Source organism: Rhizobium sp. P1_E1 (assembly GCF_056406015.1).
In genome coordinates, this window is sequence record NZ_JBFUAY010000015.1 from 1 (window position 1) to 21,760 (window position 21,760).

Consider the following 21,760-nt stretch of genomic DNA (forward strand, 5'->3'; position numbering starts at 1 on the left):
CTCTCCAACGAGCTTAAGGCAAAGCTCAATGCTGCTCGCCCTTTCAATATTGCCCAGGCTGCAATCGTTGAAGGAATGACGCCCGCGGCAATCGCATTGCTTCTTGTGCACTTGCGTCGCCTCCCCTCGCCTGAGCGTCATCGGGCCTGATTACAAGATTTGAGAGTCTTTCAGAATGGAATTAAACGGCTTGCGTGTTTCACGTGAAACACAGGAACGGCTTCGACACTTCGCTGCGCTGTTTCAGAAGTGGGCGAAAGCTATTAATCTGGTGGCGCCGTCGACCCTTGAAGACTTATGGGACCGGCACATCGCTGATAGCAGCCAGGTTTTTCAGATTCATCCGCAACCGATAAGCTGGGTCGACCTCGGAAGTGGCGGTGGCTTTCCCGGCGTCATTACGGCGATTTTTCTGGCCGAATTGCAGGACGGATGGGTACATCTGGTCGAAAGCAACCATAAAAAGGCGGCGTTTCTGCGGACAGCGTTGCGGGAGACCAATGCGCGCGGCAGCGTGCATATCCTTCGAATCGAAGATGCCTATCCGAAGATTGGCGAATGTGATGCGATTTCAGCGCGCGCCCTTGCCGATCTTGACGGGCTCCTCGGCTATTCAGCCCCTTGGATGCTTGGCAAGGAAAATTGTCGTGGCTTTTTTCACAAAGGCCGGGATTACCTGAGGGAAATCGACAAAGCACGTGGTCGGTGGGAATTCGATCTGTTAGAACATAAGAGCGCCGTCGAGCAGGAATCCGTTATCTTGGAAGTATCAAATCTCCGGCGCTTGGTTTAACAGATGGGATATTGCGGCAATGGCTGGCGAACGACATCGGATTATCACCATCGCAAATCAGAAGGGTGGCGTTGGTAAAACGACCACAGCAATCAATCTGGCAACGGCGCTCGCGGCTATTGGTGAGCGTGTGTTGATCGTTGATCTCGATCCGCAGGGCAATGCCAGCACCGGCCTCGGTATCGATCGTCGTGATCGCAAGCTTTCCTCCTATGATCTGATGGTTGGTGATCGTGGGATCCCCGACGTAACTCTCGAGACAGCGGTTCCCAACCTCTTTATCGTCCCGTCGACGATGGACCTGCTCGGCATCGAGATGGAGATCTCGCAGCAAAGCGATCGGGTCTTCAAACTGCGGAAAGCGTTGTCTTCGCCCGAAGCCATGGCGTTTTCTTATGTTCTTCTGGACTGCCCGCCGTCGTTCAATCTGCTGACGATGAATGCCATGGCAGCAGCTCATTCGGTCTTGGTTCCGCTGCAATGTGAATTCTTTGCGCTGGAGGGGTTGAGTCAGTTGCTTGAGACCGTCAGCCAGGTTCGGCGGACGGTTAACCCGCGTCTGGATATTCAGGGGATCGTCCTGACGATGTTCGATGCGCGCAACAATCTGGCACAGCAGGTTGTCAATGACGTGCGCACGCATCTCGGCGACAAGGTTTACCACACGTTAATTCCGCGCAATGTTCGGGTTTCTGAAGCTCCGTCCTACGGCAAGCCGGCTATTCTCTATGACTTGAAGTGCGCGGGCAGTCAGGCCTATCTGCAGCTGGCCTCCGAGGTCATCCAGCGAGAGCGCCAAAGGCTGGCCGCGTAATATCATTTTCGGGGTGTAGGTGAGTGTAGATCATGAATGACGATGTATCGAAGAGGCGATTGGGCCGTGGCCTTGCGGCGCTGATTGGTGAAATGGATCAGCCTGTCCCGGTGGAAGCCGAGCGGATTATCAGTGCCGACAGGATGATCCCGATCGAGTTCGTTAGCCGTAATCCCCGCAATCCTCGTCGTTTCTTCGATGATGCTGAGCTGCATGATCTCGCAAGTTCCATTCGCCAACACGGTATCGTTCAGCCAATTGTTGTGCGGACTATGTCGCGGGATCGATATGAAATCATCGCCGGCGAGCGACGTTGGCGCGCAGCTCAGCTTGCCGGGCTGATCGAGATTCCTGTCATCGTCCGTGACGTGGATGATAAGACGGCGCTCGAAATCGCTATTGTCGAAAACGTGCAGCGCGCGGATCTCAATGCCCTCGAAGAGGCATTGGGCTATGAGCAGCTTATTGCTGAATATGGTTACACCCAGAACGACCTTGGGGAAATCATTGGCAAAAGCCGCAGCCACGTTGCCAACTCTTTGCGCTTGTTGAAGCTGCCGGATCCGGTTCGCGATCTGCTGGCCGCTGGCAGCCTATCGGCTGGGCACGCGCGTGCGCTGGTTTCGACATCTGACCCGGCAAGTCTTGCCCGTACGATCGTTGCCAAGGGCATGTCGGTGCGTGACGCGGAAAAGCTGGCACAGAACAATATAAAGGCTCAGTCGGAACCACAGCAGGCGGCCTTACGACGGGATCAGAAGGATTCCGACACACTGGCGCTGGAGCGGACACTTTCCGATGCACTCGGTCTTGAGGTTGCGATCAATCACAAGGCGGGCGGTGGCCAGATCAAAATTTCCTATAAGTCACTGGAGCAGCTGGAGGAAATCTGCCGTTTGCTCGAAAGGCGCTAAAACGCTGTGCGTCCTTTCGGACGCGCAAAGGACGCACTCACCACTCTTTCAATCCTCGCATCGTGCAGGCCGAAAATCGGTTCCGATTCTCGGCCTGATGCTACTCAGGCGGATTTCCGGCCGGATTGAAGGGTGGTGGACAGAAGCGTTTGCATTGCGACGCTGTCCTCTAGCACCTGTCTCCGTCGGCTTTGCAGAATAGCGGCCTGCAGCCGATTGGATTCCCGCGCGATGCTTTCCGCGGTCCATTGGCGTAATGCCTGTTCGATGATCGGTTTGCGGCGAAAATGCAGATGCCGCCCCATCGTCTGCATGATCTGAGGCGGCTGCAGCCGTTTTTCATCCATCTCGGCGCGCATCGAATCCAGAAGCTGGAATTGCTTCAGGCATGCCTGCAGAACGAGAAAGATCGCGGTTTTCGAGCTGCTGATTTTTTGCATGGCGTGCAAAAAGGCGTTGAGATCGCCGCCGAGAATGGCATCGACGGCGTCGTCAACCGAGATGGCGCTGGCGTCGCCGATTATTTCGGTAACGTGATGTTCTTCGACTGTATCGAAGCCGCGGCAGTATAGAGCAAGCTTGCGAACCTCGTTTCGGGAAGCGATCCTGTCACCGCCGATCAAGGCTATGAGCGCCTGGCGCGCGGCCGGCGTAATGCCGAGCTTCTCTGCCCCGAGCTCAGTATCGATCAAGGCATTGAGAGCGCGGCTGTCATCGGCGTAGGACGGGATCGTCATGACAGATCGCGCGGCTTCGGCGGTCTTCCGCAGCAACGCGCCCTTCTTCAGGTCGCCGGCCTCGATGATCAGATAGGCGGCTTCGAGTGGTTTTTCGGCCAGCAGCGCCAGGGAATCGACGAGGTATTTCTCGTTGGCGGCGCCGCGGATCCAGATCAATTTCTCACCGCCGAACAGCCCGATCGACTGGACCTCGTCGACCAACCGCCCGGGATCCTTCTGCAGGTCGCCGATATCGAGTTTCGTCAGCGAGAAAGGATCATTGAGCGCGACACCAGTCTTACCGGCGAGCAAGCCTGCTCGTTCGGAAATGAGGCCGCGATCCGGCCCGTAGATGACGAAAATCCGATAGTTCCGCGCCGATTTCTGCAGGAAAGTCTCGAATTCGTGGGATTTTATCTCTGCCACATCTCCGCCCTCAGCGGCTGAGAGCAGCGGCGATATCGGCTCCTACGAATTCCGCCACCTGATCCGCCGCTCGGTTTTCGGCATCGCGGATTGCCCGCTGCTTGGCAAATTCCTGGTCAGGGAAATCCACCAGCGCCGTGGTCGCCCGGCTGCCGGCCTTGATGACGTGATTGTCGGTCGCCGCGCGCAGCGTGTAGGTGACGCTGACGGTCACACGACCGGCTCGCGAAGTATCGGCGGATTCCGTAAGCAGCGTATCGGCAACGGTGGATGAGGCGTGCATTTCGACCTGATATTCCGGTTTTTCAGGCTCGCCGGCCCCACGCGACGCAAGGAAGATCAAGTGGTTACGAACCTGCTGCTCGATGCGGCTGCCTGCCGGGGAAAAGCCGACCGAGGAAAGCTTTTCAGTGACACCGGAATTCTCGGAGTAGAGCGGGCGAACCTGGCAGGCGGAGAGAAAAGCCGCGGAGGCAAGGATCATGGCGATGCCGGCATTGCGAGCCAGCTTGCAAGCGATATCAGACGACAATGTTTACAATCCTTTGGGGAACCACGATGATCTTCTTCGGTGCCTGTCCGTTCAACGCGTTCTTCACCGCATCCAGATCCAGCACGGCGTCGGTGACGGCATTCTGATCTGCATCGCGAGAAATTGTCAATTCAGCGCGCTTCTTGCCGTTGATCTGTACCGGCAGGACGACATCGTTTTCGATGACGAGTGTTTCGTCGTATTGCGGCCAGCTTGCCCGGGCAAGCAGTCCTGCATTGCCGAGCGCGGCCCAGCATTCCTCAGCCAGATGCGGCGTCATCGGAGAGACGAGCTGAATCAGGATCTCGGCGGCATCGCGTACGGCCGCGCGATAGGTGGCATCACCCTCGCCTGCTGCAACCCTCGTCATCGGTGCGGCCAGCGCGTTGACGAGTTCATAAATTCGGGCAACGGCTTTGTTGAACCAGAGCTTGTCATAGTCGTTCTGGACCGCCTTCAGCGTCTTGTGGGCAGCCTGGGAGATTGACAACGCGTCCCCATCGATTGCCGGCGCCGGTGCGACGGCGGAGAGCGCGTCCGCGGCTTCGGAAATCAGGCGCCACAGACGCTGGGTAAAGCGATGAGCGCCCTCGACGCCTGCCTCGGACCAGATGACATCACGCTCCGGCGGGGAGTCGGACAGAACGAAGAAACGAGCGGTATCGGCGCCGTAGGAGGCGATGATATCGTCGGGATCGACGACGTTCTTTTTCGATTTCGACATTTTCTCGATCGAGCCGATCGCGACTTCCTCGTTGTTCGTCAGCAAGAAAGCCCGGCGTTTGCCGTCGAGTTCGTCGATGCGGATATCGGCGGGTGCCACCCATTCGCGGCTGGCGCCTGCGCCGCGGCTATAGGTTTCGTGGACCACCATGCCCTGGGTGAAGAGACCCTTGAAAGGTTCGGTGGCGGCCACGTGACCGGTCTCGCGCATGGCGCGGGTGAAGAAGCGGGAATAGAGCAGGTGCAGGATCGCGTGCTCGATGCCGCCAATATACTGGTCGACCGGCAGCCAGCGGTTTGCCGCCTGCGGATCGGTCGGCTTTTCCTCCCAGGGCGCGGTGAAGCGGGTGAAATACCAACTCGAATCGACGAAGGTGTCCATCGTATCCGTCTCGCGGCGTGCATCCTTGCCACAGTTCGGGCAGGAGACATGGCGCCAGGTCGGATGACGGTCAAGCGGATTGCCCGGCTGGTCGAAGGTGACATCATCGGGCAGCTTGACCGGCAGATCCTCCTTCGGCACCGGCACGACACCGCAATCATCGCAATGAATGACCGGGATCGGGCAGCCCCAATAACGCTGGCGGGAAATGCCCCAGTCGCGCAGACGGAAATTGACCTTGCGCTCGCCCTGCGGCGCATTGCCGAGCGAAGCGGCCGACAGCCGGTCGGCGACGATATTGAAGGCTTCCTCGGTCGTCTTGCCGTCGAGGAAGCGGGAGTTGATCATCACGCCATCACCGTCATAGGCGGTGTCGACGACGGAAAAGTTTGCGGCATCGCCATCCCTCGGCATGACGACGGGCACCACCGGCAAGCCATATTTCCGAGCAAAATCAAGGTCGCGTTGGTCGCCCGAGGGGCAGCCGAAGATCGCGCCCGTGCCATAATCCATCAGGACGAAATTGGCGATATAGACCGGCAGCTCCCAGGAGGGATCGAGCGGGTGCCTGACGCGGATACCGGTATCCATGCCCTTCTTTTCGGCGGTCTCGAGTGCTGCGAGCGACGTGCCGGCGCGGCGGCACTCCTCGCAGAAAGCTTCGATAGCCGGGTTCTTCGCGGCGGCATCCTTTGCCAGCGGATGATCGGCGGCGATCGCCAGGAAGGAGGCGCCGAAGAGCGTGTCCGGTCGGGTGGTATAGACGGTGACTTCGCTCTCGCCGGCCGGTGCCGTTTCCGGCACGATCTCCCAGCGGATCGTCAGGCCTTCCGAACGGCCGATCCAGTTCTTCTGCATCAGGCGCACTTTTTCCGGCCACTGATCGAGCGTATCCAGCGCGTCCAGCAGATCCTGGCTGAAGTCGGTGATCTTGAAGAACCATTGCGTCAGTTCGCGCTGCTCGACGAGCGCACCGGAACGCCAGCCGCGGCCATCGATCACCTGTTCGTTGGCCAGCACGGTGTTATCGACAGGATCCCAGTTGACCTTCGACTGTTTGCGATAGACCAGGCCCTTCTCCAGGAAATCCAGGAAGAGATGCTGCTGCTGCTGGTAATATTCAACGTCGCAGGTGGCGAATTCTCGGCTCCAGTCCAGTGAAAGCCCCATGGCCTTCAGCTGCGCCTTCATTGAGCCGATATTCTGGTAGGTCCAGGAGGCGGGGTGAACACCACGCTCCATGGCGGCATTCTCTGCCGGCATGCCGAAGGCGTCCCAGCCCATCGGATGCAGCACGTTGTAGCCGCGGGCGCGCTTATAGCGGGCGACGACATCGCCCATGGCGTAATTGCGGACATGGCCCATATGGATGCGCCCCGACGGATAGGGGAACATTTCGAGGACGTAATATTTTTCGCGCGGATCGGCATTGTCGGTCTCGAAGACCTTGTCTTCATTCCATTTCTGCTGCCAGCGGGGCTCGGCATCGCGCGGATTATAACGTTCGGTGGCCATAGTATTCGTATTTCCGGAAAATCAGGGGAGTTGGTCGAGACCTTCACCATGAAACCACCGTAGCGTCAAGTTTTGCAGGCGCTGCAAGCGTCTGATCTTGATCACGCACAAGCGATTTCGCGAAGGCGGGTCTTGGCAAGCACAGGTTGGCTGGTTAGTTCATTGCCAATCCTTTCATGCTGGTATGTCGAGGCAGAACAATGGAACTTCAAGAGCGGTTGAACGACGTGCGATCACGGATTGCGGCCGGGGAACGCGCGGCAGGTCGTCCGGCGAGTTCCGTTCAGCTGGTCGCGGTGTCGAAGACTTTCGAGGCGGACGCGATCGGTCCGGCCATCGAAGCCGGACAGCGCGTCTTCGGCGAGAACCGGGTGCAGGAAAGCCAGGGCAAGTGGCCGGCGCTGAAAGTCGAGCGTCCGGACATCGAATTGCATCTGATCGGGCCGCTGCAATCGAACAAAGCGGCGGATGCGGTAGCGCTTTTCGACGTCATCGAGACGGTGGACCGGGAAAAGATCGCCCGCGCGCTTGCCGATGAGATGAAGCGGCAGGGCAAGACGCCGCGGCTCTATGTCCAGGTCAATACCGGGCTCGAACCGCAGAAAGCGGGTATCGCTCCTGACGACACGCCGGCCTTCGTTGCCCTTTGCCGCGACGAGCTCGGCCTTTCCATCGAAGGTTTGATGTGCATTCCGCCGGCCGAGGAAAATCCCGGACCGCATTTCGCCCTGCTGGCAAAGCTCGCGCTCAAATGCGGCGTCGGAAAACTTTCCATGGGCATGTCGGGTGACTACGGGACGGCAATCGCCTTCGGCGCCACCAGCGTGCGTGTGGRATCCGCAATTTTCGGCACGCGCTGAAACGCTGCTTTGGTCGGGCTTCCTGTTCCCCTTAATGCCGCCTAGATTGATATCGAGGTTTGCATGTCCTGGGGAGGAGCAGATGCAGAACGGCTATCATCAGACCTATGCGGCCTGGAAAGGTGATCCCGAAGCCTTCTGGCGCGAAGCGGCCAATGACATCGACTGGTTCAAGCCGCCGGAGCGGATTTTCTCGCCCAATGAGGGCGTCTATGGCCGCTGGTTCTCCGGCGCGGAAACCAATACCTGCCACAATTGCCTGGACCGGCATGTGGCCGCCGGCCGCGGCGGCGAGACTGCAGTCATCTTCGACAGCGCAATGAACGGCGAGAAGCGCCATTTTACCTATGATGAGGTGCTTCGGGAAGTGATGGCCATCGCAGCAGAGTTGGTCGAGCGCGGCATCGGCAAAGGTGATCGTGTCATCCTTTATATGCCGATGGTGCCGCAGGCGGTCTTTTCCATGCTCGCCTGCGCCCGCATCGGTGCGGTTCACTCCGTCGTTTTCGGCGGGTTTGCCGCCAGCGAACTTGCGGCGCGCATCGACGATTGCGGTGCGAAGCTGGTAATCACCGCGAGCTGCGGGCTCGAGCCTGGTCGCATCGTCGCCTACAAGCCCCTGGTCGACCAGGCGATCGAGATCGCACGTTCGAAACCGGGGCGCTGTCTGGTGCTGCAGCGACCGGAGCTTCGGGCAGATCTCGTCAGCGGCCGCGATCAGGATTTCGAGGCGGCGGTGGCGCAGCACCGTGGCGCCGAGATCGCCTGTGTCTCCGTCAAGGCGACCGATCCGCTCTACATCCTCTATACATCGGGCACAACGGGCCAGCCGAAGGGCGTCGTGCGCGACAATGGCGGCCATATGGTCGCGCTCAACTGGTCGATGCGGAATATCTACGGCTTGAAGCCGGGAGAGGTCTTCTGGACGGCTTCGGATATCGGCTGGGTCGTCGGACATTCCTATATCGTCTATGCCCCGCTGCTCGCCGGCGTAACCACTTTGATCTTCGAGGGAAAACCGGTCGGCACTCCGGATGCGGGCACATTCTGGCGCATCGTTTCGGAGTATAAGGTGCGGGTGCTGTTCACGGCGCCGACGGCATTTCGCGCCATCCGGCGGGAGGATGGTGACGGCGAGTTGATGCACAAGTATCCCATGCCGGATCTACGCGCGCTCTTTCTGGCCGGCGAGAGAGCGGATCCGGAGACGCTGAAATGGGCGGAGCGTATGCTTGGCATACCCGTCATCGATCATTGGTGGCAGACGGAGACCGGCTGGCCGATTGCCGCAAATCCGCTTGGCCTCGGCGCCCTTCCCATCAAGCACGGTTCGCCGGCACTGCCGATGCCCGGCTATGATATGGCGGTGCTCGATGATGCCGGTCATCCGATCGAGGCGGGAACGCTCGGCAATATTGTCGTCAAGTTGCCCTTGCCGCCCGGCTGCCTGCCGACCCTCTGGAACGCGGACGAACGCTTCCGATCGGCCTATCTCGATGAGTTTCCCGGTTACTACAAGACGGCCGATGCGGGCTACGTCGATGAGGATGGCTATCTCTTCATCATGTCGCGCACCGACGACATCATCAATTGCGCCGGTCATCGGCTCTCTACCGGGGCGATGGAGGAGGTCTGTGCGCGCCATCCCGATGTCGCCGAATGCGCTGTCATCGGCGTGATCGATGTGCTGAAGGGTCAGGCGCCCTGCGGTTTCCTGGTGCTGAAACGACATGTTTCCCGTGACGCAACGGCGATCGAATCAGAGGTCGTGGCGATGATTCGTGATTCGATCGGGCCTGTTGCTGCCTTCAAGACGGCCATCATCGTTAACCGGTTGCCGAAGACACGCTCCGGCAAAATCCTGCGCGGCACGATGCAGAAGATCGCCGACGGCATACCCTGGAAAATGCCTGCAACCATTGATGATCCAACGATTTTAGAGGAAATTGCCGAGGCGCTGCGTGGGCGTGGTTTAGGCTCCCTGCCGATGTGAATTAAACTTTCGGTAAGCCTAATTGAGGAATTGTTAACCATGTTGATGCAAGCATTTGTTAACGGCAATGGCTTGCATAGCAGGCTTTGCATGACGCGGTCGCCGTTACCGGCCTAGTCCGGATTGCCCCTTTCTCAACGATTGTGGAACGGATCATGACAAGCATCCTTACCAACAACGCTGCCATGGCAGCGCTGCAGACTTTGCGCGGCGTAAACGATAGCCTCAAGGACACCCAGGGTCGCGTTTCATCGGGTTATCGTGTCGAAAAGGCGGCTGACAATGCCGCTTACTGGTCGATTGCTACGACCATGCGTTCTGACAACAAGGCGCTTTCGGCCGTCTCCGACGCGCTCGGTCTCGGCGCGGCCAAGGTCGACACGGCCTATTCGGCCATGGACAGCGCGCTCGATGTCGTCAGCGACATCAAGGCCAAGATCGTCGCCGCCACGGAAAAGGGCGTCGACAAGACGAAGATCCAGCAAGAACTCGACCAGCTGCAGGAGCAGCTGCTCAGCATCGCACAATCGGCGTCCTTCTCCGGCGAAAACTGGGTTGCCGGCGCCTCCGGCACGAAGAGCGTCGTTTCGTCCTTCGTCCGCGACGGCAGCAATGCTGTCTCCGTCAAGATGACGGACTACGTGCTCGATTCAGGCTCGCTTGGAAACGTGCTTTTCGGCATGACGAGCACCGGTGCAATCGAGACATCAAGCGGCATCATCGGCACGGCCTTCAACGGAACCTATGGCGGCACCGTCATCGTCATGGCGTCAATATATGATCTCGACATCACCGGTTTCACCCAGGGTCAGCTTGACGCAGCCCTGACCGGTGTCGAACTGGTTCTCGGCGCTATGACCGCCGCGGGCTCGGCATTGGGCTCGATCTCGACCCGTATTCAGCTGCAGGAAACTTTCGTCAGCGGCCTTCACGATTCGATCGACTCCGGCGTCGGCCGCCTGGTCGATGCCGATATGGAAGAGGAATCAAGCAAGCTCTCGGCGTTGCAAACGCAGCAGCAGCTCGCCGTCCAGTCGCTCTCGATCGCCAACAGTTCGGCGCAGAACATTCTCACCCTGTTCCGCAGCTAATTCGAAACAGGCAATTCGCAATAAAAAACCCCGCCGGTCAGCTCATACCGGCGGGGTTTTTCATGAAATCGCTGATATCTCAGTACTGATCGTCGTCCTCGTCCTTCGGGGCCGAGCGCAGCGAACTCAGCTTGCGGAAGACGGCATCGGCGTCGATTTCCTTTTCCTTTTCCTCCTCGCGCTCGTAGCTCGGGGTCAGGCGCTCGGTCTCCTGTGCCGATTGCAGCGTCGCGCCAAGCTCGGCGGCGGTCGGCAGCGGACGGCCCTTGGAGGCCTTTTCCACTTCCATGTCGAGATCGATCTGGCTGCAGAGGCCGAGCGTTACTGGATCCATCGGCGCCAGGTTGGCGGAGTTCCAGTGGGTGCGCTCGCGGATTTGCTCGATGGTCGACTTGGTCGTGCCGACCAGGCGGGAAATCTGCGCGTCCTTCAGCTCCGGATGGTTGCGAACGAGCCAGAGAATGGCGTTCGGGCGGTCCTGGCGCTTGGAAACCGGCGTATAACGCGGACCACGGCGCTTGGATTCCGGCACGCGCACCTTCGGTTCGGAAAGCTTCAGCTTGTGGTTCGGATTGGCCTCGGCGCGGGCAATCTCGTCGCGGGAAAGCTGTCCTGTCGAGATCGGGTCGAGGCCCTTGATGCCCTGCGCCGCTTCGCCGTCGGCGATCGCCTTGACTTCGAGCGGATGCAGTTTGCAGAACTGCGCGATCTGATCGAAAGACAGTGCCGTATTGTCGACGAGCCAGATGGCGGTCGCCTTCGGCATGAGCAGTGTTTGAGCCATGGATATAGTCCTTCTATCGTCCGCGCCGGTCGCGGTCCGTGGATTGTCACCACAATGTCCGGGAAATATGCCGCTATATAACCGCACTGTCGCATAATTGCAATTCTTCCGAAATGAAATGACCTTTGTCTAATTGCCGTGGCGATGCGAACTGCTATGAATTGCCGTGATTTCAAGTCCGGGCCCTTCCTAGCTCACGCGGCCCGTCGCATGTCCCATGAGGAGGAGTTGCATGTCCGAGAAGATCTATCCGGTCACGAAGCCGGTGAAGGCGCGCGCCCTGATCGATAAGGAAAAGTACCTGAAATGGTACGAGGAAAGCGTCGAGAACCCGGACAAGTTCTGGGGCAAGCACGGCAAGCGGATCGACTGGTTCAAGCCCTATACCAAGGTCAAGAACACTTCCTTTACCGGCAAGGTTTCGATCAAGTGGTTCGAGGACGGTCAGACGAACGTCTCCTACAACTGCATCGACCGTCATCTGAAAACGAATGGCGACCAAGTGGCGATCATCTGGGAGGGCGACAACCCCTATATCGACAAGAAGGTCACCTATAACGAGCTCTACGAGCATGTCTGCCGGATGGCGAACGTGTTGAAGAAGCACGGCGTCAAGAAGGGCGATCGCGTCACCATCTACATGCCGATGATCCCGGARGCGGCCTATGCGATGCTTGCCTGCGCCCGCATCGGGGCGGTGCATTCGGTCGTCTTCGGCGGCTTCTCGCCGGAGGCGCTGGCGGGGCGCATCGTCGACTGCGAATCCACCTTCGTCATCACCTGCGACGAAGGCGTGCGCGGCGGCAAGCCGGTGCCGCTGAAGGACAATACCGATACGGCGATCGATATCGCCGCTCGACAGCATGTCAGGGTCAGCAAGGTGCTGGTCGTTCGCCGCACCGGCGGCAAGACCGGCTGGGCGCCGGGCCGCGATCTCTGGCATCATCAGGAGATCGCCACGGTGAAGGCGGAATGCCCGCCGGTGAAGATGAAGGCGGAAGATCCGCTCTTCATTCTTTATACGTCAGGCTCGACCGGCAAGCCGAAGGGCGTGCTGCATACGACGGGCGGTTACCTCGTCTATGCGGCGATGACGCATGAATATGTCTTCGACTATCACGACGGTGACGTCTACTGGTGTACGGCAGATGTCGGCTGGGTCACCGGCCACTCCTATATCGTTTACGGGCCGCTCGCGAACTGCGCGACGACGCTGATGTTCGAGGGCGTGCCGAATTTCCCGGATCAGGGCCGTTTCTGGGAAGTCATCGACAAGCATAAGGTCAACATCTTCTACACTGCGCCGACGGCAATCCGCTCGCTGATGGGTGCCGGTGACGAATTCGTCACGCGCTCCACGCGTTCTTCGCTGCGCCTGCTCGGCACGGTCGGCGAACCGATCAATCCCGAGGCCTGGGAGTGGTATTACAATGTCGTCGGCGACAAGCGCTGCCCTGTCATCGATACGTGGTGGCAGACGGAAACCGGCGGCCATATGATCACGCCGCTGCCTGGCGCCACCGATCTGAAACCCGGTTCGGCGACGACCCCGTTCTTCGGCATCAAGCCGCAGCTGGTCGACAATGAGGGCAAGGTGCTGGAAGGCCCGGCCGACGGCAATCTCTGCATCACCGACAGCTGGCCAGGTCAGATGCGCACGGTCTATGGCGATCACGAGCGCTTCATTCAGACCTATTTCTCCACCTACAAGGGCAAGTATTTCACCGGCGACGGCTGCCGGCGCGATGCGGACGGGTATTATTGGATCACCGGCCGCGTCGACGACGTGCTGAACGTCTCTGGCCACCGGCTCGGTACGGCAGAGGTGGAATCCGCGCTTGTCTCTCACAACCTGGTTTCGGAAGCCGCAGTCGTCGGTTATCCGCATCCGATCAAGGGCCAGGGCATTTATTGCTACGTGACGCTGATGTCCGGTCACGAGGGATCGGATACGCTTCGCCAGGAACTGGTGAAACATGTTCGTGCTGAAATCGGCCCGATCGCCGCGCCTGACAAGATCCAGTTTGCGCCCGGCCTGCCGAAGACCCGCTCCGGCAAGATCATGCGCCGCATCCTGCGCAAGATCGCCGAAGACGATTTCGGTGCTCTCGGCGACACCTCCACACTTGCCGATCCGGCCGTCGTCGACGATCTGATCGCCAACCGGCAAAACAAGGCCACCGTCTGACATATCGAGCCGCTCCGGCCCGCCCGGAGCGGCTCGCTCGTTAGTTAGCCGGATTCTCGGCTATTCCGATCGTAAGACGCCAATTGGAATATTGACTTAGAAATCAATCGCTCGGCCATTGATTTCGTAATCGCCGAAGCGCGCCGGCTCGGCTCCGCCGCGGCCGCCGATCTCCGGCGGTAGTTCCAGCGGCTTCTGGCTCTTTCGCCGCTCCTCGGCTTCGGCAAGGGCGCGTCTGGCAGCCGGGGACAGCATCTTACGCGGTGGCTCCGTTCCCTCGGCCATCGGCGTTTCGCTATTGTCGTTATCGGCGTCCTGCATGGCCGTCTCCTGCCGGAAATATTGAAAATGGCTGGTGAATAACCAAATCATAATGCGCCGGTGCCGGGATTAAAAGCTTGTGACGCCGAAATCGGAGATGGAGATCCGCAATGAACCTCGTTCGCACTGCCATGTTGCTTGCCTTCATGACGGCGCTTTTCATGTTTGTCGGCTTCCTGATCGGCGGTCGGGCCGGCATGATGATCGCATTCGTCATTGCCGCCGGCATGAATTTCTTCTCCTACTGGAATTCCGACCGGATGGTGCTTTCGGCCTATCGCGCGCAGGAGGTCGACGAGCGCAATGCGCCGGAATTCTTCCGGATCGTGCGCGATCTCGCCCGCAATGCCGGCCTGCCGATGCCGAAGGTCTATCTCTACGACAGCCCGCAGCCGAATGCCTTCGCCACCGGCCGCAATCCCGATAACTCAGCCGTCGCCGCCTCGACCGGCCTGCTCAGCGCCTTGTCTCCCGAGGAAGTCGCAGGCGTGATGGCGCACGAACTAGCGCACATTCAGAACCGCGACACGCTGACGATGAYGATCACGRCAACGCTTGCCGGCGCGATCTCTATGCTCGGCAACTTCGCCTTCTTCTTCGGCGGCAACCGTGAGAACAACAACAATCCCCTCGGCTTCGTCGGCGTCATCGTCGCGATGATCGTGGCGCCGCTCGCTGCCATGCTGGTGCAGATGGCGATCAGCCGCACGCGCGAATATTCGGCAGACCGCCGCGGCGCCGAGATCTGCGGCAATCCGCTCTGGCTCGCTTCGGCGCTCGGCAAGATCGCGCGCGGCGCTGCTCACGTGCCGAACGAAGATGCCGAGCGCAACCCGGCGACGGCGCATATGTTCATCATCAATCCACTGTCCGGCGAGCGCATGGACAATCTGTTTTCCACCCATCCGAATACGGAAAACCGCATCGCTGCGCTGCACGACATGGCGCAAGGCGGCATGAATGTCTCGACGTCGCCGGCTCGTACTGCTAATCCGTCGCGCAAATCGCGCTCTGTTCCGGATACGGGCCTCGGTCGCGGTGGTTCGCAACCGCCAAAAGGTCCGTGGTCTTGAATTCAGACGGCACGAAGAAGCCATTCCGCAAGCATAAGCCCTCCACTGAGCGATCTGCGCCTGATAAGCCAGGCTTGCAGGCCCGGGCAGCGGCGGCAAAAATTCTTGCAGCCGTCGTCGACCGCAAGCTGCCGCTCGACGGCGCTCTCGATCATGAACACGGCAATCCAGCCTATAGGGCGCTCGGCGAAAGCGACCGGGCGCTCGTCCGCGCCATCCTGAACACGACGCTGCGCCATCTGCCGCGCATCGATGCCGCGATTGCCGCGTTGCTGGATTCGCCGCTGCCGGAGGGGGCAAGGGCGCTGCATCACGTGCTCGCCATCGGGGCGGCGCAGATCCTCTATCTCGATGTGCCGGATCATTCGGCTGTCGATCTTGCCGTCGAGCAGGCCAATCTGGATCCACGCAATCGCCGTTTCGCCAAGCTCGTCAATGCCATCCTCCGCCGGCTCGGCCGCGAGAAGGAGCAGGTGCTTGATGCGATCGGCAAGGTCGCGCCGATGCCGGCCTGGTTCATCGCCAGGTTGGAAAAGGCCTATGGCCGGGACGCGGCGCTGGCGATTTCGGAATCCCAGCTCGAACCGGCCGCAATCGATCTGACCGTCAAGTCCGACCCGGAAGGCTGGGCGAAGCGGCTTACCGGCGTCGTCCTGCCCACGGGCGGCGTGCGGCTCGCCGCCTTCGACGGCGGCATTCCTTCGCTCGAAGGCTTCGATGAGGGCGCGTGGTGGGTGCAGGATGCGGCAGCAAGCATCCCGGCCAAGCTGTTCGGCGATCTCTCCGGCAAACGCACCGCCGATCTCTGTGCTGCGCCCGGCGGCAAGACGGCGCAGCTCATCCTGGCCGGCGGCGCAGTCACCGCACTCGACCAGTCGGAAAGCCGGCTGAGACGGCTGCGCTCGAATCTCGACCGGCTCGGCCTCAAGGCGGAGACGATTGCGGCAGACCTGACGACATTCGAGCCGGCGGAACGCTTCGATGCGATCCTGCTCGACGCTCCCTGCTCTTCCACCGGCACGACACGCCGGCACCCTGACGTGTTGTGGACCAAGGGGCCTGAGGATATCGCCCGGCTGGCGGCGCTGCAGGAGCGGTTGCTGCGTCATGCGCTGACATTGCTGCAGCCGGGCGGCACACTGGTTTTTTCGAATTGTTCGCTCGATCCTGTCGAGGGTGAGGAAGTCGTCGCCCGTGTTCTTTCCGATACGGATGCGGTCGAGCGCGTTCCGATCGGCGCCGGCGACTGGCCCGGCCTTGAGGCGGCGATTACGCCGCTCGGCGAATTCCGTACGCTTCCCACCATGCTGAAAATGCCTGATGGCATCGGCTCCGGCCTCGACGGCTTCTATGCGGTTGTGCTGCGGCGCGTGGCCTGATTGCAAGGCTTGAGCGCGCGCGGCGAGCCTGCATTATACGAGGTGCTTCATAGCCTCGGGTCACGCATGCCCTTTTCCAAAACCGTCCCCACGATTTCAGGCGAAACGCGTTAATTTGCGTATATTCGAACCTTGTCACGAATTAATTCATTGTGGACGATGAAATCGGCCGCTTTTCACCTATTCTTAACCACGAGGGTCAATAGACAATAGAATATGCAGTCCGGTCGGCGTTTTGCGAGCATGTATGTTCGGGAGGCTTGGCGGCGCGCCTTGCGCCGCGTCGCGTTGCTGCGCCTGAAGCTCTTTCGTCATTCGATCAAGGTGCCCGAGCGTCTGATCGTCGCGCCGACCGATCTCCGCAGCATCGATCCACATGTGGCCGACGAAATCCTCAACGGACGGTTTCTCCTGGCCGGGCGCATGCTGGAAACGAACGGAAAGTCGCCCTTCACCTTCACCCTGCCCTCGCGCCCCTTCGCGACGCGTCTTCACAGCTTCGGCTGGCTGCGGCATATGCGGGCGAACAAGACRGAGCGTAGTTCGGCTGCGGCCCGCGCGATCGTCGACAGCTGGCTTTCCATCCATGCCGGTCGCATGGAGGGGATTGCCTGGGAGATCGACGTCACCGCCCAACGCGTTATCGCCTGGCTGTCGCATTCGCCGGTGGTGCTGCAGAACGCCGACCGCGGCTTCTATCGCCGCTTCATGAAGTCGCTGGCGTTCCAGGTGAGGTTCCTGCACCGCATGGCGCCGTTCACCCTCGGCGGGTTGGAGCTGTTTCGGCTGCGTATCGCGCTCGCCATGGCCTCCGTCGCCATGCCGGCGCGCGCCTCCACGCTGAGAAGGGCGGCGCAGGCACTCGACCGCGAATTCGATAGCCAGATTCTATCAGATGGCGGCCATGTCTCGCGCAATCCGCGCGTCGGGCTGGAATTGCTGCTCGATCTGCTGCCGCTCAGGCAGACCTATGTCAATCTCGGCCATGACCTGCCGCAGAAGCTGATCTCCGGCATAGACCGGATGTATCCGGCATTGCGGTTCTTTCGCCATCAGGACGGAGACCTTGCGCTGTTCAACGGGGCAACCTCGACGCTCGCAAACGAGCTGATGTCGGTGCTGCGATATGACGAGACCGCCGGCCAGCCGTTCAAGGCTTTGCCGCAGTCGCGCTATCAGCGGCTTTCCGGGGGAAAGACGGTGATTATTGCCGATACCGGCACGCCGCCTTCGGGAGGCGCACTTCGGACCGTGCATGCCGGCAGCCTCTCCTTCGAGATGTCGTCCGGCCGTCATCGCTTCATCGTCAATTCCGGTTCGCCGAAATTTGCCGGGCATCGTTATGTCCAGATGGCGCGCACGACGGCGGCGCATTCCACCGTCATCCTCAACGACACGTCGTCCAGCCGTTTTTCGCCCTCACCCTTCCTTAGTCACGCCATCACCGAACCGGTGAGAACCATCACTGTCGAGCGCGCCGAAACCGAGGACGGACGCGACGGCATCAAGCTCAGCCATGACGGCTATCTCAGGGTGTTCGGGGTGCTGCACGAGCGTGAGCTGACACTCAATGCCGCAGGCTCGATCGTGACAGGCCGCGACCGGCTCGTTGTCCGCGAAGGATATGAGCATGACGAACCTCTGAAGGCTGTCGCCCGTTTTCATATCCATCCCTCGATCGTCCTGCATCAGAGTGACGGGGAGTCCGTGCTGCTGACAGCGCCGGACGGCGAAAGCTGGCTGTTTTCGGCGCCCGGCAATGAGGTGCTGATCGCTGAGGACATCTTCTTTGCCGACAGCTCCGGCATCTGCGGTTCGGACCAGATCGAAATCGACTTCGATCTTGCCGAAAAGACGGAAATCCGCTGGTTCCTATCTCGTAAAAGCTAGAGGCGGAGGATTTTAGGCCGAGTGGCCAAAGATTGGGATCGCATCCACAGCAAGGAAGCAAGGTATGATGCCATCCAAAAATGGCTCGTGCTTTTCGTCATCTGCTCTGACGCCTGTTTGCGCGGCGGCAAACCTGTGCTAACGCGGCGCCAGCATGCGAACATCCCTTGCGGATGTCCTCCCGAAGCCCGAACGGAGAAGGTTTCATGGCCGTCATTTCCAAGAAGATCCCCGCCCCCGACAAGGTCGAAATCAAGACCGCGCTCATCTCCGTCTTCGACAAGACCGGGATCGTCGAACTCGCCCACGCCTTGTCTGCCAGAGGTGTGCGCCTGCTTTCGACCGGCGGCACCTATAAAGCGATCGCTGCGGCCGGTCTTGCCGTCACCGATGTCTCCGAAATCACCGGTTTTCCCGAGATCATGGACGGACGCGTCAAGACGTTGCACCCAATGGTGCATGGCGGCCTGCTGGCGATCCGTGACGACGGCGAACACCAGGATGCGATGAAAACACACGGCATCGAGGGCATCGACCTCGCCGTCATCAACCTCTATCCCTTCGAGGAGGTGCGCGCGGCCGGCGGCGACTATCCGACGACGGTCGAGAATATCGACATCGGCGGTCCGGCGATGATCCGCGCATCGGCCAAGAACCATGCCTATGTGACGACCTTGACCGATCCGGCCGATTATGCCGAGCTGCTGGAGCAGCTTTCCGCAGATGACGGCAAGACCGCCTATGCCTTCCGCCAGCGTATGGCCGCCAAGGCCTATGCCCGCACCGCCGCCTATGATGCAATGATCTCCAACTGGTTCGCTGAGGCGCTGTCGATCGACACGCCGCGTCACCGGGTGATCGGCGGCGCGCTGAAGGAAGAGATGCGCTACGGCGAAAACCCGCATCAGAAGGCTGCCTTCTATGTGACCGGCGAGAAGCGTCCGGGTGTTTCGACGGCCGCTCTTCTCCAGGGCAAGCAGCTCTCCTACAACAACATCAACGATACGGATGCCGCCTACGAACTCGTCGCCGAGTTCCTGCCTGAGAAGGCGCCGGCCTGCGCGATCATCAAGCACGCCAATCCCTGCGGCGTCGCCACCGGATCCAGCCTGGTCGAGGCCTATCAGCGGGCGCTCGCCTGCGATTCCGTTTCCGCCTTCGGCGGCATTATCGCGCTCAACCGGACGCTGGATGCCGAAACGGCTGAGGAGATCGTCAAGCTCTTCACCGAAGTGATCATCGCGCCCGATGTCACGGAAGAGGCAAAGGCGATCGTCGCCCGTAAGCCGAACCTGCGGCTATTGTCCGCTGGTGGCCTGCCCGATCCGCGTGCGGCGGGCCTGACGGCGAAGACCGTTTCCGGCGGCCTGCTCGTCCAGAGCCGCGACAACGGCATGGTCGAGGATCTGGAACTCAAGGTCGTCACCAAACGCGCGCCGACGGCACGGGAACTTGATGACATGAAGTTTGCCTTCAAGGTCGGCAAACATGTGAAATCGAATGCCGTGGTCTATGCCAAGGACGGCCAGACCGCCGGTATCGGCGCCGGCCAGATGAGCCGCGTCGATTCCGCCCGCATCGCCGCGCTGAAGGCCGAAGAGGCAGCCAAGGCGCTTGGCCTTGCAGTGCCGATGACACACGGCTCGGCGGTCGCCTCCGAGGCCTTCCTGCCTTTTGCCGACGGTCTTCTGTCGATGATCGCCGCAGGGGCGACAGCGGTTATCCAGCCGGGCGGCTCGATGCGCGACCAGGAAGTCATCGATGCCGCCAACGAACACGGCGTCGCAATGGTCTTTACCGGCATGCGCCATTTCCGGCACTGAGTGATTGCGACTGCATAATTCCTTTAAATCGAAATCGATTTAAGGATGAAATTATGCAGCAACTCAAAGTGCTACAGCGTCCTTTGCGCGTCTTAAAAGACGCGCGGCGCTGTAGCCGCCGGCCAGGGCAGAGCTGATTGCTATGCCCGATCGGCCGGATAGGGTGTGCGGAACAAGAGCACCAGTCCGCCGGCAAGAAACAGGATCAGCGTTGCCATCCCGAGCCGCGGTGATCCGCTCATATAGGTCATCAGCGAGAAGAGCAGCGTCGCCATGAAACTCGTGGCGCGGCCCGAAAGTGCATAGATGCCGAAGTAGCGGCCGGCTTCCTCCGGACTGACGCTGCGGGCGAGATAGGAGCGCGACGAGGCTTGCACCGGCCCGAAGGCGAGCCCGATCAGCAGACCGTAAAGGATATAGGCCTTTTCCGCCGCAGTACCGAAAAGGCCGCCGGAATCGGCGGTCGGCAGCGGCATCAGTCCGAACAGGGTGTAACCCGGTCCTGTCGAGATGATGCCGATGGTGGCGAGAAGCAGCATGGTGAGGCTGATGACGACAGTCACCTTCGAACCGACGCTCTTATCGACGCGGCCGGCGATCAGGCAGCCGAAGATCGCGACTACATTTAGGATGATACCGTAGATACCGATCTCGATCGTCGCCCAGCCGAACATGCCGGCCGCGAAGATACCACCAAGGATCAGCAGGCCGTTGACGCCGTCTTGATAGATCATGCGGGCGATGAGGAATGTCAGGATGCCGCGGCGTTCTCTGAGTTCGCCAAGCGTGTTTCTGAGTTCTCGCAAGCCGGAGCGGACGGCGATGCCGAAGGGAAGACCCCTGCCGACGTCCGGCGTGAAGAAGAACATCGGCAGGATGAAGATCAGATACCAGACGGCCGAGATCGGCCCGGTGATACGTGCATCCTGGCCGGTCTCAGGATTAAGACCGAATAGCGGATCGAGACCGAGGATGGTCTTGCCGGTCTCGGGGCTCGCCGCCAAAAGCGTCACGACGGCAATGAGCACGATTATGCCGCCGAGGTAACCGAGCCCCCAGGCGGTGTTGGAGAGCTTGCCGACCTCGTGCTTGCCGACCAGGCGCGGCATCATCGAATCGTTGAAGACGATCGAGAACTCAGCCGAGATCGAGGCGAGGATCATGAAAATGACGGGATAGACAACAGGCGAACCGGGGGCTGCGAACCACAGGCAGAAGAGGCTGGCGATCTTGATGATCGCGAAGAAGCCGATCCAGGGTTTGCGTGCGCCGGACTGGTCGGCGATCGAGCCGAGGACGGGTGAGAGCAGGGCGATGATCACCGAGGAGATCGTCGCCATATTGCTCCACGTCGTCTGCGCGGAAACCGGGTCATCGGTCAGGCGGGACACGAAATAGGGTCCGAAGATAAAGGTTGTGACCACGGTGAAGAAGGGTTGTGCTGCCCAATCGAAGAACATCCACCCCCAGATGCCCTTCTCCGTGGCCTTCGGCGGTTGCGTTCCTGTCCAGTCAATGCGATTCAACATCCGCTCCTTCT

General features: G+C 60.2%; 18 protein-coding genes. 12 read left to right on the forward strand and 6 right to left on the reverse strand.

Annotated features, from left to right (window positions below):
- The 4 genes from AC1D1Z_RS08485 to AC1D1Z_RS08500 all read left to right on the forward strand — a co-directional run.
- A partial coding sequence (locus tag AC1D1Z_RS08485) for a hypothetical protein (protein WP_477850194.1) occupies window positions 1–150 on the forward strand: 150 nt, incomplete at its 5' end.
- Between the two features lie 25 nt (window positions 151–175).
- Window positions 176–793: a 16S rRNA (guanine(527)-N(7))-methyltransferase RsmG gene (gene rsmG, locus AC1D1Z_RS08490; protein WP_131605744.1), complete on the forward strand. Its 618-nt coding sequence runs from the start codon at window positions 176–178 to the stop codon at window positions 791–793.
- Window positions 794–812: 19 nt separating this feature from the next.
- Complete coding sequence (locus AC1D1Z_RS08495) at window positions 813–1,607, forward strand: ParA family protein (RefSeq protein WP_130653331.1); 795 nt, start codon at window positions 813–815, stop codon at window positions 1,605–1,607.
- Between the two features lie 32 nt (window positions 1,608–1,639).
- Window positions 1,640–2,521 carry a ParB/RepB/Spo0J family partition protein gene (locus AC1D1Z_RS08500; RefSeq protein ID WP_018244153.1) on the forward strand — a complete coding sequence of 294 codons (882 nt, stop codon included), beginning with the start codon at window positions 1,640–1,642 and terminating at the stop codon, window positions 2,519–2,521.
- A gap of 104 nt (window positions 2,522–2,625) precedes the next feature.
- On the opposite strand, the gene holA is transcribed toward AC1D1Z_RS08500, so the two are convergent.
- The 3 genes from holA to leuS are packed head-to-tail and all read right to left on the reverse strand — an operon-like array spanning window position 2,626 to window position 6,818.
- Window positions 2,626–3,666: a DNA polymerase III subunit delta gene (gene holA, locus AC1D1Z_RS08505; protein ID WP_130653330.1), complete on the reverse strand. Its 1,041-nt coding sequence runs from the start codon at window positions 3,664–3,666 to the stop codon at window positions 2,626–2,628.
- Window positions 3,667–3,676: 10 nt separating this feature from the next.
- On the reverse strand, window positions 3,677–4,198 hold the full coding sequence (lptE, locus tag AC1D1Z_RS08510; RefSeq protein ID WP_018244151.1) for an LPS assembly lipoprotein LptE: 522 nt from the start codon (window positions 4,196–4,198) through the stop codon (window positions 3,677–3,679).
- Window positions 4,188–6,818: a leucine--tRNA ligase gene (gene leuS / locus AC1D1Z_RS08515; protein WP_130653329.1), complete on the reverse strand. Its 2,631-nt coding sequence runs from the start codon at window positions 6,816–6,818 to the stop codon at window positions 4,188–4,190. Before leuS ends, lptE begins: the two co-directional genes overlap by 11 nt.
- Before the next feature lie 200 nt (window positions 6,819–7,018).
- On the opposite strand from leuS, the gene AC1D1Z_RS08520 reads away from it, so the two are divergent.
- From AC1D1Z_RS08520 to AC1D1Z_RS08530, 3 genes are all read left to right on the forward strand, one after another.
- A complete protein-coding gene (locus tag AC1D1Z_RS08520; protein ID WP_477850152.1) occupies window positions 7,019–7,678 on the forward strand; it encodes a YggS family pyridoxal phosphate-dependent enzyme in 660 nt (219 codons plus the stop codon).
- Between the two features lie 82 nt (window positions 7,679–7,760).
- The gene (locus AC1D1Z_RS08525) at window positions 7,761–9,671 is read left to right on the forward strand and encodes a propionyl-CoA synthetase (protein ID WP_131605742.1); all 1,911 of its coding nucleotides are present in this window, start codon (window positions 7,761–7,763) and stop codon (window positions 9,669–9,671) included.
- A gap of 155 nt (window positions 9,672–9,826) precedes the next feature.
- Window positions 9,827–10,762 carry a flagellin N-terminal helical domain-containing protein gene (locus AC1D1Z_RS08530; RefSeq protein ID WP_018244147.1) on the forward strand — a complete coding sequence of 312 codons (936 nt, stop codon included), beginning with the start codon at window positions 9,827–9,829 and terminating at the stop codon, window positions 10,760–10,762.
- Between the two features lie 79 nt (window positions 10,763–10,841).
- Here AC1D1Z_RS08530 and AC1D1Z_RS08535 read toward each other — a convergent pair whose 3' ends face one another.
- Entirely contained in the window at window positions 10,842–11,546 is a 705-nt protein-coding gene (locus AC1D1Z_RS08535; protein WP_007632151.1) for a DUF1013 domain-containing protein, read from the reverse strand.
- A 232-nt stretch (window positions 11,547–11,778) separates the two neighbouring features.
- On the opposite strand from AC1D1Z_RS08535, the gene acs reads away from it, so the two are divergent.
- Window positions 11,779–13,734 (forward strand): acetate--CoA ligase, encoded by a 1,956-nt coding sequence (gene acs, locus AC1D1Z_RS08540; protein WP_047622470.1) that lies wholly within the window; start codon window positions 11,779–11,781, stop codon window positions 13,732–13,734.
- 96 nt (window positions 13,735–13,830) lie between these two features.
- Here acs and AC1D1Z_RS08545 read toward each other — a convergent pair whose 3' ends face one another.
- Window positions 13,831–14,055: a DUF1674 domain-containing protein gene (locus AC1D1Z_RS08545; protein ID WP_018448393.1), complete on the reverse strand. Its 225-nt coding sequence runs from the start codon at window positions 14,053–14,055 to the stop codon at window positions 13,831–13,833.
- A 110-nt stretch (window positions 14,056–14,165) separates the two neighbouring features.
- On the opposite strand from AC1D1Z_RS08545, the gene htpX reads away from it, so the two are divergent.
- The 4 genes from htpX (at window position 14,166) to purH (ending at window position 20,220) form a co-directional block, all read left to right on the forward strand.
- A complete protein-coding gene (htpX, locus tag AC1D1Z_RS08550) occupies window positions 14,166–15,128 on the forward strand; it encodes a zinc metalloprotease HtpX (RefSeq protein ID WP_477850157.1) in 963 nt (320 codons plus the stop codon).
- Window positions 15,119–16,507: an RsmB/NOP family class I SAM-dependent RNA methyltransferase gene (locus tag AC1D1Z_RS08555; protein WP_131605741.1), complete on the forward strand. Its 1,389-nt coding sequence runs from the start codon at window positions 15,119–15,121 to the stop codon at window positions 16,505–16,507. Before htpX ends, AC1D1Z_RS08555 begins: the two co-directional genes overlap by 10 nt.
- Before the next feature lie 216 nt (window positions 16,508–16,723).
- The gene (locus AC1D1Z_RS08560; RefSeq protein WP_018244142.1) at window positions 16,724–18,397 is read left to right on the forward strand and encodes a heparinase II/III family protein; all 1,674 of its coding nucleotides are present in this window, start codon (window positions 16,724–16,726) and stop codon (window positions 18,395–18,397) included.
- Between the two features lie 206 nt (window positions 18,398–18,603).
- Complete coding sequence (gene purH / locus AC1D1Z_RS08565) at window positions 18,604–20,220, forward strand: bifunctional phosphoribosylaminoimidazolecarboxamide formyltransferase/IMP cyclohydrolase (protein ID WP_018244141.1); 1,617 nt, start codon at window positions 18,604–18,606, stop codon at window positions 20,218–20,220.
- A 140-nt stretch (window positions 20,221–20,360) separates the two neighbouring features.
- Here purH and AC1D1Z_RS08570 read toward each other — a convergent pair whose 3' ends face one another.
- Complete coding sequence (locus AC1D1Z_RS08570; RefSeq protein WP_018448388.1) at window positions 20,361–21,749, reverse strand: MFS transporter; 1,389 nt, start codon at window positions 21,747–21,749, stop codon at window positions 20,361–20,363.
- Between the last annotated feature and the right edge of the window lie 11 nt (window positions 21,750–21,760).